At 72.4% G+C, this 12,888-nt stretch carries 13 protein-coding genes; 7 read left to right on the forward strand and 6 right to left on the reverse strand.

The features are described 5' to 3' along the window. The first annotated feature begins 107 nt into the window (after nt 1-107). The gene (locus tag ACIRPK_RS06360; protein ID WP_403033799.1) at nt 108-2,090 is read left to right on the forward strand and encodes a discoidin domain-containing protein; all 1,983 of its coding nucleotides are present in this window, start codon (nt 108-110) and stop codon (nt 2,088-2,090) included. 198 nt (nt 2,091-2,288) lie between these two features. On the opposite strand, the gene ACIRPK_RS06365 is transcribed toward ACIRPK_RS06360, so the two are convergent. Further along, complete coding sequence (locus tag ACIRPK_RS06365; protein ID WP_403033801.1) at nt 2,289-2,864, reverse strand: ArsR/SmtB family transcription factor; 576 nt, start codon at nt 2,862-2,864, stop codon at nt 2,289-2,291. 69 nt (nt 2,865-2,933) lie between these two features. Here ACIRPK_RS06365 and ACIRPK_RS06370 point away from each other — a divergent pair, with 69 nt between their 5' ends. After that, nucleotides 2,934-3,515: a dienelactone hydrolase family protein gene (locus tag ACIRPK_RS06370; RefSeq protein ID WP_403033803.1), complete on the forward strand. Its 582-nt coding sequence runs from the start codon at nt 2,934-2,936 to the stop codon at nt 3,513-3,515. A 26-nt stretch (nt 3,516-3,541) separates the two neighbouring features. Here the strand turns inward: ACIRPK_RS06370 and ACIRPK_RS06375 are convergent, their stop codons facing one another. The 3 genes from ACIRPK_RS06375 to ACIRPK_RS06385 all read right to left on the reverse strand — a co-directional run bounded on the left by ACIRPK_RS06375 (nt 3,542) and on the right by ACIRPK_RS06385 (nt 5,582). Further along, entirely contained in the window at nt 3,542-3,817 is a 276-nt protein-coding gene (locus ACIRPK_RS06375; RefSeq protein WP_403033805.1) for a PASTA domain-containing protein, read from the reverse strand. A 97-nt stretch (nt 3,818-3,914) separates the two neighbouring features. Then, the gene (locus ACIRPK_RS06380) at nt 3,915-4,616 is read right to left on the reverse strand and encodes a hypothetical protein (protein WP_403033808.1); all 702 of its coding nucleotides are present in this window, start codon (nt 4,614-4,616) and stop codon (nt 3,915-3,917) included. A gap of 201 nt (nt 4,617-4,817) precedes the next feature. Further along, entirely contained in the window at nt 4,818-5,582 is a 765-nt protein-coding gene (locus ACIRPK_RS06385; protein WP_403033809.1) for an SDR family NAD(P)-dependent oxidoreductase, read from the reverse strand. Between the two features lie 554 nt (nt 5,583-6,136). Here ACIRPK_RS06385 and ACIRPK_RS06390 point away from each other — a divergent pair. From ACIRPK_RS06390 to ACIRPK_RS06400, 3 genes are all read left to right on the forward strand, one after another. Beyond that, nucleotides 6,137-6,400 (forward strand): hypothetical protein, encoded by a 264-nt coding sequence (locus tag ACIRPK_RS06390; RefSeq protein ID WP_403033812.1) that lies wholly within the window; start codon nt 6,137-6,139, stop codon nt 6,398-6,400. A 76-nt stretch (nt 6,401-6,476) separates the two neighbouring features. Beyond that, nucleotides 6,477-7,040, forward strand: a complete 564-nt coding sequence (locus ACIRPK_RS06395; protein ID WP_403033815.1) for a MepB family protein — start codon at nt 6,477-6,479, stop codon at nt 7,038-7,040. A gap of 148 nt (nt 7,041-7,188) precedes the next feature. Beyond that, on the forward strand, nt 7,189-8,583 hold the full coding sequence (locus ACIRPK_RS06400; RefSeq protein ID WP_403033818.1) for a glutamate decarboxylase: 1,395 nt from the start codon (nt 7,189-7,191) through the stop codon (nt 8,581-8,583). Nucleotides 8,584-8,731: 148 nt separating this feature from the next. Here the strand turns inward: ACIRPK_RS06400 and ACIRPK_RS06405 are convergent, their stop codons facing one another. Together ACIRPK_RS06405 and ACIRPK_RS06410 are read right to left on the reverse strand one after the other, a co-directional pair. Then, nucleotides 8,732-9,016, reverse strand: coding sequence for a hypothetical protein (locus ACIRPK_RS06405; RefSeq protein WP_403033820.1), 285 nt, complete (start codon nt 9,014-9,016; stop codon nt 8,732-8,734). Nucleotides 9,017-9,128: 112 nt separating this feature from the next. Continuing rightward, a complete protein-coding gene (locus ACIRPK_RS06410; protein WP_403033823.1) occupies nt 9,129-10,343 on the reverse strand; it encodes an Ig-like domain-containing protein in 1,215 nt (404 codons plus the stop codon). 277 nt (nt 10,344-10,620) lie between these two features. On the opposite strand from ACIRPK_RS06410, the gene ACIRPK_RS06415 reads away from it, so the two are divergent. Both ACIRPK_RS06415 and ACIRPK_RS06420 read left to right on the forward strand, forming a co-directional pair. Next, on the forward strand, nt 10,621-12,243 hold the full coding sequence (locus ACIRPK_RS06415; RefSeq protein WP_403033825.1) for a sensor histidine kinase: 1,623 nt from the start codon (nt 10,621-10,623) through the stop codon (nt 12,241-12,243). Then, entirely contained in the window at nt 12,234-12,887 is a 654-nt protein-coding gene (locus tag ACIRPK_RS06420; RefSeq protein ID WP_403033828.1) for a LuxR C-terminal-related transcriptional regulator, read from the forward strand. Before ACIRPK_RS06415 ends, ACIRPK_RS06420 begins: the two co-directional genes overlap by 10 nt. Nucleotide 12,888: the final 1 nt, after the last annotated feature.

Raw genomic sequence — 12,888 nt, forward strand, 5'->3', positions numbered from 1 at the left:
TCACATGTCCACCTCATTACGCTCTCCCGCATCGGGCTCCGCGCTGCCGTCACCGCGCAACCATCCGTTCCGGCAGTGGAGTTGACGACCAATCGGAGGAGATCCAGATGGGTGTCACGCGACGGGCGTTTCTGCAGGCCGCAGCTGCGGCGGGGGTCGCCGGAGCGGTGGGCCTCGGTGAGACCGCGCTCGCCGGACCGGCGGTGGCGGCGAGCGCGCCCGGTGACGTGGTCGGCAAGGTGACCGTGGGCTACCAGGGCTGGTTCGCCTGCGCCGGGGACGGTGCCCCGATCAACGGCTGGTGGCACTGGGCGCAGAACTGGGGCCAGTCGCCCTCCCCCACCAACAACGCGATCGTGGCCTGGCCCGACGTCCGCGACTACCCGACCGCCTACCGCACCGCCTACGGCAACCTCGGCAACGGGCAGCCCGCCTCGCTGTTCTCCTCCTACGACCAGTCGACCGTGGACGTGCACTTCCGCTGGATGAAGCAGTACGGCATCGACACCGCCGCCCTCCAGCGCTTCAACCCCACCGGCGGCGAGGGCCCGACCCGCGACGCGATGGCGGCCAAGGTGCGCAGCGCGGCCGAGTCCCAGGGCGTCAAGTTCTACGTGATGTACGACGTCTCCGACTGGACGACCATGCAGGCGGACATCAAGACCGACTGGACCGCCAAGATGCGGACGCACACCGCCTCGTCCGCCTACGCGCGGCAGAACGGCAAGCCGGTGGTGTGCATCTGGGGGTTCGGCTTCGACGACAACCAGCGGCCGTTCGGCCCGGACGCCTGCCTGGACGTGGTGAACTGGTTCAAGGCGCAGGGCTGTTACGTGATCGGCGGGGTGCCGACCTGGTGGCGGACGGGCGACCGCGACTCCCGGCCCGGGTTCAGCGGGGTCTACCACGCCTTCGACATGCTCTCGCCCTGGCTGGTCGGCCGGATCGGCAACGTCGGGGACGCCGACAACTTCTACAACGTCGCGACCGTGCCCGACCTGGCCGAGTGCGCCGCGCACGGCATCGACTACCAGCCGTGCGTGCTGCCCGGTGGTGTGTCCGGCCGGCAGCGGGCCCACGGTGACTTCATGTGGCGGCAGTTCTACCACATGGGCCGGGCCGGGGTGCCGAGCGTCTACGTCTCGATGTTCGACGAGTACAACGAGGGCAACCAGATCGCCAAGACCGCCGAGTCCCAGGCGTGGGTGCCGGCCGGGTCGGGTTTCCTCGCGCTCGACGAGGACGGCACCGCCTGTTCCTCCGACTACTACCTCCGACTGACCGGCGACGGCGGCCGGATGCTGAAGGGTCAGCTCGCCCTCACCGCCGTCCGGCCCACCCAGCCGGTGGTCGGCGGCGGTGGCGACACCGTGCCGCCGACCGCCCCCGGCGGCCTGCGCGTCACGGCCCTCACCGACACCACGGCGGCGCTGGCCTGGACGGCGTCCACCGACAACGTGGGCGTGACGGGCTACCGGGTCCGCCGGATCACCGGCGGCACCGCCACCCCGGTCGGCACCACGTCCGGCAACACCACCGCGTTCACCGTGACCGGGCTGACCGCCTCGACCTCGTACACCTTCGACGTGCAGGCGCTGGACGCGGCCGGAGGCGTCTCCCAGCCCTCCGGCCAGGTCGCCGCCACCACGACCGCCGGCAGCTCACCCACCGTCAACCTCGCGCTCCACCGGCCGACCTCGGAGAGCAGCCACACCCAGGTGTACGGCTCGGGCAACGCCGTGGACGGCGATCCGAACAGCTACTGGGAGAGCGCCAACAACGCCTTCCCGCAGTGGCTTCAGGTGGACCTGGGCGCCGCCACCGGCATCCGCCGGATCGTCCTCACCCTGCCGCCCGCCACCGCCTGGGCCACCAGGACGCAGACCGTGGCCGTCCAGGGCAGCCCCGACGGCGGCACCTTCGGTCAGCTGCTGGGCGCCACGGCCTGTGCCTTCGACCCGGCCACCGGGAACACCGCCACCCTGACCCTGCCGGCCACCGCGAGCAGCCGGTACGTCCGGCTGGTCTTCACCGGCAACACCGGCTGGCCGGCCGGGCAGGTCTCCGAGTTCCGGGTGTACGCCGCCTGACCGGCCGTCAGCCGGTCAGGTCACCCTCGTCGGCCGGCAGCCGAGCGCGCCGTTGACCCGCTGCATGTGCGGGTCGTTGTCGGCGGTGTCGGTGAGCAGGCCGGCCAGGGATGGCGTTCACGGGCGTCGGCGAGGGAGGCGGCCTTCCTCCAGCGGGTGGGGCCACGATGCCGTGGTCGACCCCGACCGCGGCGCCGCTCAGCCCTCGCGCTCCGGCAGGGTCGGGTGGCCGGGCATCGGGTACAGGCCCACCGCGAACCCGTAGACCTCGTCGCCGGAGCGCGGCAGCCGGTCGAACTCCTGGACCACCTGGTCGATCCGGGCCCAGAACTCCGCCGCCCGCTCCTCGGGAATCCGGGCGTGCCGCAGGAAGCCGCGCAGCCGGCCGCTCTCGTACGCCGGGGCGGACTCCTTGGCCGCGACCTCGAAGTCGTTGAAGTCCAGCGGCAGCGCGACCCCGTCCACCTGCCGGCCGAGGCCGACGAAGAACATCCGCGCGGTACGGCCGTAGTAGCGCTCCTCCATCGCCCGGACCCGCCTGGTCCGCACGACCCGCAGCAGGCCCGCCCGGACCAGCACGCCGACGTGGTGGGCGACGGTGCTCTTCGGGCGCCCGACCGCGTCGGCCAGCTCCGTCACCGTCGCGGCGCGCTCGTGCAGCAGTCCGAGCAGCGTGGTGCGCAGCGGATCACCGATCGCCCGTACCTGCGCCGCCGTGGTGAGCTCGATCGTGTCATCGAGGTAGTAGTCCGGGGTTGGATCATTGCTCGACATGGTTGGACTAGTTTAACATCACCGAACGTTCCACATTTTCGGATCATTAGACTTTTAGGGGTCCACGCCATGGCCGAGATCGTCCTCTACCACCACTCGCACGGGCTGACCGAGGGCGTGGCGTCGTTCGCCGCCGAGCTGCGCCGGGCGGGCCACACCGTTTACCTGCCCGACCTCTACGAGGGGCACACCTTCGCCACCCTGGAGGAGGGCATCGCCTACGCGCGCCTGACCGGGTTCGACACGCTCCTGGAGCGCAGTGTCGCGGCCGTCAAGGAGCTAAGCAACGAGCTGGTCTACGTGGGCTTCTCACTCGGCGTCATGCCGGCCCAGCTGCTGGCCCAGACCCGGGCCGGGGCCAGGGGCGCGCTGCTGCTCCACGCCTGCTTCCCGGTCTCGGAGTTCGGGGAGCGCTGGCCGACGGGCGTGCCCGTCCAGGTGCACGGGATGGACGCCGACCCGTTCTTCGTCGACGACGGTGACCTCGAGGCGGCCCGCGCCCTGGTCGAGTCCGCGCCCGAGGCCGAGCTGTTCCGCTACCCCGGCCACGAGCACCTGTTCACGGACGCCTCGCTGCCGTCGTACGACCGGGCGGCGACCGCCCTGTTGACCGAGCGGGTGCTCGACTTCCTCGCCGGGATCGACGGCTGACTCCCCCTCCGGGAGTCGGCGCCGGGCTACTGCTCCGAGCCACCGGCCTGGTTGCCGGGCGCCCGTTCGAACCGGACCGCCAGCGAGCCCCGGCGGCGCATCCGGGCACCGGGGGCCGGATTCTGCCCGGTGACCACCCAGACCCCCGGCCAGGTCAGCGCCCCGAGCGGCGGCCCGTCCGGATCGTCCGTGGTGATCACCAGGCCGGCCTTCCACGCGACCGTGCGCGCGTCGGTCACGATCAGCCCGACGATGTCGGGCACCGTCACCTCGTCGGCGGTGCTCGGTCCCATCCAGGTCATGTCACGGCCTCCCACGACCAGCATGACCCTGATCCCCGGCCGCCGGAAGACCGCACCCGGCGGGCCGGGTACGTCGGCTGACGCGGGCTCGGCCCCTTCACGGCCCGGTGGGATTCCCGCCCGTGCTGTCGTTCAGCAGGTCGACGGCGACCTGCCGGCTCCCCGGCACCACCGTGACCCGGACGCAGGTCTGCGACCGGTCCAGGACCCACCCGCTCGGGCGGCAGTCCCGGCCGCTGCTGTCGAGGTGCCAGCCGTGGCTCCGCTCCAGGTGCTCGCGCACCCGCTGCTCGATCTGCTGCACCGTCAGCCCCGTACTGCTCGTGACCCTGAACCCGACCCCGCACCGGTCGGCGTCCGCGTCGCAGGCGGGGCCCCGCTCCTGCGAGACCAGTCCGACCGGCAGCGGCAGCACCAGGGCGGACGACGGCAGGTTGTCCTTGCCTCCGTCGTGGTAGACCAACCCGGTCACCACAGCGGCCACCAGCGTGTAGCCGATCAGACCCGCGATGGCCGCCTGCGAACGGTCCTGGAGCGGCGCCACCTTCCGCGGCCCCGCCGTCCAGCGCTCCAGCGACCACCCAGCGACGATGACCGGGACCGGTATCAGCAGGGCCAGCCCGACCAGATCGTCCCGTCCCCGTTCGACGGCCACCAGGTCGTTCTGCACCAGGAACTTCCCCACCGCACATGCTGCCAGCACCGCACCGACCGCCCAGCCCACCCGATGGGTCCGCACCGTCATGGCCCACAGGCCCCCCGGCACCACCGTGAACACCAACCCGACGACGAACAACACCGCTTGACCCCCCGTATTCGATCAACAGCGGCCACAGCATGCCACGCACCCCGGCGGCCGGAGCACGAAATGATCACACCGGCCCCACGCCGACGGCATGTGTCGACACGTCGACAGTGGTGCGCCCAGGCTGCTTCCTGGTGCGGAGGAGTTTGGCGGCAGCGGCCACGACCGCCGCCCGCACCAGCAGCCGCACCTCTGCTACCGGCCCAGCACCGCGCCGCCGTTGAGGCCGATCACCTGCCCGGTGAGGTAGCCGGCCCCGGGGGAGGTCAGGTAACCGACGGCGGTGGCGACGTCCTCGGGAGTGCCGGCCCGGCCGACCAGGGTGTCGGCGATCTTGCCGGCGTGGAACTCCGGGGTCCAGTCCGCACCGAAGATCTCGGTGTCCGACACGTAGCCGGGTGCCAGCACATTGACCGTGATGCCCTCCGGCCCCAGCTGTCGGGCCAATCCGAACGCCCAACCGTGCAGCGCGGCCTTGGCAGCTGCGTACGAGCCGGCCGAGTGCGGGCCGGCACCGCCGCGCTGGGCGGCGGCCGAGCTGATCACGACCAGCCGTCCGCCCGGGCGGCGCAGGTGGTCGAGCAGCGCGGTGGTGAGCAGTACAGCGGTCAGCAGGTTGGTGTCCAGGTCCCGCCGCCAGGCGTCGGCCAGCGCGTCGAGGCTCCCGTCGGTGGGCTGGGTGATCACCGCTCCCGCGTTGTTGACCAGGACGTCGACCTCGCCGATGTCCGCGATCGCCTGTGCGGCGTCGTTCACCTGGGCCGGGACGGTCAGATCAGCCGCGATCGGCACCACACAGGGGCTGCCCACGGCGCGGTCGATCTCGGCCCGGGCCCGTTCCAGTACGTCGATGCGCCTGCCGAGAATGACCACCCGGTTTCCGGCTGCGGCAAGCTCTCGTGCGATCGCCCTCCCGATTCCCGTCCCGCCACCTGACACCACCGCGATGCGCTGCTGCATTGCCGACCCCGCCCTCGTCCATGATCGCCTTCGGCCTGTCAGCGTAGTGCTGCTCCGCAGCAGCTCGGGGCGGGGTGTGGGGCCGGGCCGCATCGGGGAGGTGGCGGCCAGGATTCAACGCTTCATCGCCCGGTACCGCTTGAGCAGGGCAGTGATCCGCTCGGGAGCGGCGGCACCGTTCAGTTCGACCAGGAGATCATCGGGGCAGCGCTCGTAGCGGTCGCCCCACCCGGCACCTCTCTCGCCACGTACCGCCTCCTGCTCACGCGCCCCCAGCCCTCGTCCACCAGCGGGAACGGTATCGCGAGGACGTTCCGGCGAGCCCGGAACACTCGCTCCCGCACTCCCCGGACGGCCAACGACACGACGCCCACTCGGCCCCTGGTGGCGGCCCCACCCCGCCTGGCAGGCCCACGGATTCGCCATCGCCACCGCACTGCGCGCCGCGCTCGTACCGTTGGCGCTGCACGTCGACCACATCGGCAGCACCGCGATCCCGGCATGGCGGCCAAGGCGACGTACGACGACGACCCGGCCCGCTGGGCGAAGCGGCTGTGGTCGAGGCCGACTACTTCCGGCGCGAACCGACCGTCGGGGACGAGCCCTGCACGTACGCCGACCAGGACGCGGCCACCACCGCGAACCTGACGGTCGAGTGGCAGCACGGTATCGGAGACGTCGTCAGCGCCCTCACCGCCACCGGGCTTCACCTGAAATTCCTGCACGAACACGACTTCTCGCTGTTCCCCTCTTCCCCGCCCTCGACCAGCGGGACGCGGGCTACCGCTTCCCGTCCGACCGGCCCCGGGTCCCGCTGAGCCACTCCCTCCGCGCGGCGAAACCGAAGTAGGCCCTCGGCGCTCCGGTCGCCCCACGGAATGACAGAGTGGGCTGATGCCCACCACCCGCGAGAACCCGCTCGAACCGCTGCCCTGGCCCGACACCGGCGCGCTGCCCGGTGATCTCCGCGTGGCGAAGGCGCAGGTCTACGACCCGTGCGGGTTCCGCTGCTCGCCGCCCGTCCCCGAGGCCGAGAGCCCCGAGTACGCCGCCCACACGTTCACGCTCGACGGCCGGGCGGTCCGGTTCCGGGCGGCCCGGACCACCCCGACCAAGGCCGGCCAGTTCGTCACGGTGTGGAAGAGGTCACCGGACGGACCCATCGCACCCTTCGACACCTCCGACCCGGTCGACCTGTTCGTGATCGGCACCCGCGACGGCGACCGCCTCGGCCAGTTCGTCCTGTCGATGGAGACGCTCCGCCGGCAGGGCATCGTCTCGACGGCCGGGGTGGGCGGCAAGCGGGCGTTCCGGGTCTACCCGCCCTGGGTGGCCACCACCAACCGCCAGGCCGAACGCGCCCAGCAGTGGCAGCTGGAGCATTTCCTCACGCTGCCGACGGACGGGCCGGTCGACCCGTCCCGGGCACGGCAGCTGTACCACCCCCGAAGCGGCTGAACGGGACGTCAGACCCACCGCGCCGTGGCGCAGTTGCCCACCGCCCGGCGCGGGCAGGCCGCGGCGGGCCGGGTGCGTGCATCCGGAATGTCCGGTATATCTGCATGCGTACCCGCACGCGCCGTTCCCGCCGCCCGAGGAGACACCCGTGGCCCTGCACGAAGCCAAGGACCCAGGCGCCGAGGACTCGGCCACCGACCTGTTCGCCTCCCCGCTCAGCGAGGACGTGCTGCCCAAGCACCGGATGCCGGCCGACCACTCGCCGCCCGGCGTGGTCTACGCCCTGATCCACAACGAGTTGCTGCTGGACGGGAACGCGGCACAGAACCTGGCGACGTTCTGCACCACCTGGTCGGACGACGAGGTGCACCGGCTGATGGACGAGTGCCTCGACAAGAACATGGTCGACAAGGACGAGTACCCGCAGACCGCCGAGATCGAGTCACGGTGCGTCAACATCCTGGCCGACCTGTGGAACGCGCCGTCCACCGGCGAGAACGCCCCCAACGCGATGGGCTGCTCCACCACCGGCTCCAGCGAGGCCGCGATCCTCGGCGGACTCGCCCTGAAGTGGCGCTGGCGCCAGCGGCGGCGCAACGAGGGCAAGTCCACCGAACGGCCCAACCTGGTCTGCGGGCCGGTGCAGATCTGCTGGGACAAGTTCGCCCGCTACTTCGACGTCGAGCTGCGCCAGGTCCCGCTGGAGCCCGGCGCCACCGGCCTGCGGGCGCACCAGCTGAAGGACTACGTCGACGAGAACACCATCGGCGTGGTGGCCATCCTCGGCGTCACCTTCACCTGCGACTACGAGCCGGTGGCCGAGTTCGCCGCCGAACTCGACCGGATCCAGGCCGAGACCGGCTGGGACGTGCCGATCCACGTCGACGCCGCCAGCGGCGGGTTCATCGCCCCGTTCCTCCACCCCGACCTGGTCTGGGACTTCCGGCTCCCCCGGGTCGCCTCCATCAACACCTCCGGCCACAAGTACGGGCTGGCCCCGCTGGGCGTGGGCTGGGCGATCTGGCGCACCGCCGACCTGCTCCCCGAGGACCTGGTGTTCCGGGTCAACTACCTCGGCGGCGACATCCCCACCTTCGCGCTGAACTTCTCCCGCCCCGGCGGTGAGATCGTCGCCCAGTACTACACTTTCCTGCGCCTGGGCCGTGGCGGCTACCGCCGGGTCCAGCAGGCGTGCGCGGACACCGCCCGGTACCTGGCGGGCGAGGTGGCCGCGATGGGCCCCTTCACCCTGCTGTACGACGGGAACGGGGCGCTGCCCGCCGTCTCCTACAAGCTCACCGACCCGGCCGGCGCGGGCTTCAGCCTGTACGACCTCTCCGACCAGCTGCGGATGCGCGGCTGGCAGGTGCCCGCGTACCCGCTGCCCGCCGACCAGCAGGACACCGTGATCCAGCGGGTCCTGATCCGGCACGGCGTCGGCCGCGACGAGATCGCCCTGCTGGCCGCCGACATGCGCCGCGCCCTCCAGCGCCTGACCCACGGCGTGCCGCCCGAGTCCGACCGCGCCGGCTTCCACCACTGACGGCCGGTCAGCACAGCCCCGGCCCGGGGCACCTCAGCCGCTCACCGACAGCGCCCGGCTCGCGGACGGCCCCGCCCACGGCAAGAGCGTGCACCGGATGGCCTGAGGGTCGCTCGGCCGTCGCCGGGACGGGACCGCCGGAGCGCCGTCACACCTTCGGGGTCCAGTAGTTGTGCACCGGCAGCACCTCCGGCCTGCCGGGCGTGGCGGGCCAGCCCTGTTCCACCGCGATCGGCATCATCCGGTCCGCGAACGCCGTCATCTGCTGCTCGCTCGCCCAGACGTCGAAGATCTCCAGACCCTGGTCGGTCGGTGCGCAGACATGCGAGAGGCACCCGTCGAAGATCCCGGGTGTCTGCTGGAGCCGCGCGTTCAGCGCGTCGTACTGCTCGACGGTGATACCCGGGACCACCGCGTGGATGAGAACAGCCATGGCCGGACCCTCCTTGTGCACCGGGGCGCCGCCGCCTCGACGGCGCGCTTGTCCCTCTGCCCAGCACATCACTTCGGGGCGGCGACGGCATCCGGATCGCCGCCCCGGCCGGCTACCAGGAGCCCCAGGGGACGTTCCAGCCGCCCAGGCCGTTCTCCGGGGAGACCACGTCGCCCTTGGAGTTGACCACCCTGACCACGTCGCCGACGACCGTCGAGTTGTAGAACGTGCCCGCCCGCGAGCCGTCGCTGCCGCCCTGGACGTCCTGCACGCCGATGCAGCCGTGGCTGCCGTTGGCCGAACCGATCGAGCCGCTCCAGTAGTTGCCGTGCACGTAGGTGCCGGAGTCGGTGAGCCGGATCGCGTGCGGGACCACCAGGTCGTACTCGTCGCCGGAGCCGGCCGAGGTGACCCCGGCCGAGGTCATCCGGGTGGTGCCCTCCATCGCCTCGACCACCATCGTGCCGCTCCAGGTGTCGAAGCCCGACTTGCCGCCGGTGACCGGGACGGTGTCGACGACCTGGCCGTCCCGCTCCACGGTCATCCGGTGCGAGCTCAGGTCCACCGTGGAGACCTGCGACCGGCCGATGGTGAACGGCTCGTCCTTGTCCGCTCCGCCGTACACACCGGGGGCCGTCTCCACGCTCGCCAGGCGGCGGTGGACCGTCACCTTGGTGCCCGGGGTCCAGTACTTCTCCGGCCGGAAGTCCAGCCGCCGGCCGTCGAACCAGTGCCCCTTCACCACCGTGCCGTCCGAGGCTTCGACGGTGATGCCCTTGAGCACCGCGTCCTTGTCCTGGACCGCCTTGTCGAAGCGGACCGAGACGATCATGCCGACGCCGTAGCTCTGGCCGCTCTCGATGTTGGTACTGGTCCCGGCGCTCTTGGCCGGGGTCAGCGTGCTGAAGCTGCTCTCCGCCGTGGTGGCCACACCCGCCGCGTCGGTGGCCGTGGCCTTGACCGTGTAGGTCGAGGAGATCTCCAGGTGACCGGCCGTCGGGGCCCAGCCGAGGCCGTCGGCGGTGACCGCGCCGGGCACCTCCTTGCCGTCCTGGCCGGTCACCCGGACGGCGGCCAGCTTGCCGCCCGCCACCGAGACCTTCAGCGCACCGGCCGGTTTGACGTCCTTGGCGCCGTTGCCCGGCTCGATCGAGACCACGGCCGTCGACACGGTCGGCTTGGCCGGAGCCGACGCCGACGGGGCGCCCTGCAGGGCGGCGGCGGCCTGGCCCGATCCCGACCCGGCCGGGCTGTTCCCGCCACTGCACCCCGTGGCCATCAGCACCAGAGCGCCTCCGAGCGCCCCCACCGCGAGGCCCCTGCGCATCGACTTCACCGTCGTCACTCCCCCAACACTCCGGCACAGGCCGGTCCACTCATGATCGGCTCTCGACTTCTCAGACGCGCGACCCCACCGAAAAGGTCGCACCCGCAGGTCACGGTTTGGTCTGATTCCCACCAGGCCCAGCAACCGCCCGCCGCTCGGAGGTAGGTGTACACCCACCCCGGAGGGGGGTTCCGGTCCATGGCGCCCACCGGGTCCCGCCCCGCACCATGATCTTCGGACCGCAGAGCGCGGTCCGAACGAGGGGACGGGGGCCGCTATGTGGCCGTTTCACATCCACGCCGGAGCCTGGCCGCAGGGCGTGATCATGGCGCTGACGGCGGTCTGCGCGGTGCTCGCCGTCCGGGCCGAGCGCGCGGCGGACGGCCCGGCCCGGGCGGCGGGCCGACTGGCGAACCGGATCGGGTGGCCGGTGGTGGCGGCCCTGGTGGGCGCGGCGGCGTACAGCAGCGTCTCGGTCCTGCTGGTCGACCTGCACACCCCGGGGCCCGGCGCCGGCTCGGGCGGCTCCTCGATCCTGATGACCGTGCCGGACCTGCAGCCCGCAGGCCCGCTCCCGGCCGCGCTGCTGCTGTCCGGGTTGCTGGCCACCGCGCTGCTCCCGACCGGGCCGGTCGCCGGGGGTCCACTGCTGCCCGCGGTCGCCGTGCTGACCGGTGAGCTGCTGCTCTGGCTCGGCTCGTTCGGGAAGGGTCCGACCGCCCCGGGCCTGGCTCTGCTGCCGGGTGCCGCAGGCGTCCTGGTGCTCGCGGCGGGCGCCGCCTTCGCCCTGCTCCGGCCGACCGTGGCCGGGCCGACCGGAGCCGGACGCTGGGCTCTGCTGCTGCCCGCCGTCGTGGTGATGGCCGCCGACCTGCTCGGCCCGGACCCCTGGGCACCCGCGTCCCCGGGCACCGGGGTCGGGGTGGCCGTGCTGGGCTACCTGATCGGGCTGGCGCTGCTGCCCGCCCTGCTGGTCGCGCTGGTCCGGTGGCCACGGGCGGCGGCGGACCTGGCGGCGCTGGGGCTGGTGGCGGTCGGGGCGTACGACGTGGTCCAGGGTGGCTTCGGGCGTTCCCTGGTGGAGCTGGAGACCTTCGGTACACCGTCCGGCCCGACGCCGCCGATACCGCTGGAGCTGGGCAACCACATGGCGGTGCTCGGCGGCATCCAGGGCGCGCTGCTGCTGGCCTTCGGCCTCTGGCTGCTGCCGCGCACCGTCCTGCCGGACGCCCGGCGGCTGCTCGGACGCGCACCCGATCCGGCGCTGGCCCGCCGGGTACGGGAGCTGACCGAGACCCGGGCCGACGCGGTCGGCTCGGCGGCCGCCGAGCTGCGCCGGATCGAGCGGGACCTGCACGACGGTGCGCAGGGCCGGCTGGTCGCCATCGGGATGGGCCTGCGGGCCGCGGAGGGACTGGTGCTGAGCAACCCTCAGGAGGCCACCGCGCTGCTGGTGGAGGCCCGGGTCTCCGCCACGGCGGCGCTGGCGGAGCTGCGCGGGCTGGTCCGGGGGATCTATCCGCCGATGCTGGCCGACCGGGGGCTCGGCGAGGCCCTCCGGGCGCTGGCGCTGGACCTGCCGCTGCCCTGCACGACCGAGATCGAGCTGCCCGAACGGCTCGACCTGCCGCTCGAATCGGCCTGCTACTTCGCGGTCGCCGAGCTGGCCACCAACGCCGTCCGGCACGCCTCGGCCGACAGCCTGCTGATCCGGGCCGGCCGGACCGGCGGACTGCTGCGGATCGAGCTGACCGACGACGGCGTGGGCGGCGCCGATCCCGCCCGGGGCAGCGGACTGACGGGGGTGGGGCGACGGTTGGCGGCCTTCGATGGCATCCTGACGGTCAGCAGCCCGCCCGGCGGGCCGACCGTCGTGACCGTGGAGGTGCCGTGCGGGTAGTCGTCGCGGAGGATCTCTTCCTGCTCCGCGAGGGGCTGGTCCGGCTCCTCAAGTCGCGCGGGTTCGAGATCGCGGCGGCCACCGACAGCGCCCCCGGCCTGCTCGCCGCGCTGCTCGAACATCGGCCGGACCTGGCGATCGTGGACATCAGGCTGCCGCCCACCCACACCGACGACGGGCTCCGCGCGGCTCTGGCCGCCCGGCAGCGGCTCCCGGGCCTGCCGATCCTGCTGCTCTCCCAGTACGTGGAGCGGATCTACGCCGAGGAGTTGCTCGCCGACCAGGCGGGCGGGGTCGGCTACCTGCTCAAGCACCGGGTGTTCAGCGACGACCAGTTCCTCGACGTGATCCGTACGGTCGCCGGCGGCGGCACCGTCATGGACCCGGAGGTGGTCACCAAGCTGCTCGGCCGTACCGAGCCGCTCGCCAGACTGTCCGTGCGGGAGCGCCAGGTGCTGGAACTGATGGCCGAGGGACGCTCCAACAGCGCCATCGCGAACCGGCTCTTCGTCAGCGAGAAGGCCGTCTCCAAGCACAGCACCAGCATCTTCACCAAGCTCGGCCTCACCCCCTCCGACGACGACAACCGTCGGGTCCTGGCCGTGCTCGCCCACCTGATGTCCGGCCCCGGCCGGTCGGTCTGAC

It is taken from the genome of Kitasatospora sp. NPDC101801, assembly GCF_044766665.1.
Lineage (GTDB): Bacteria > Actinomycetota > Actinomycetes > Streptomycetales > Streptomycetaceae > Kitasatospora.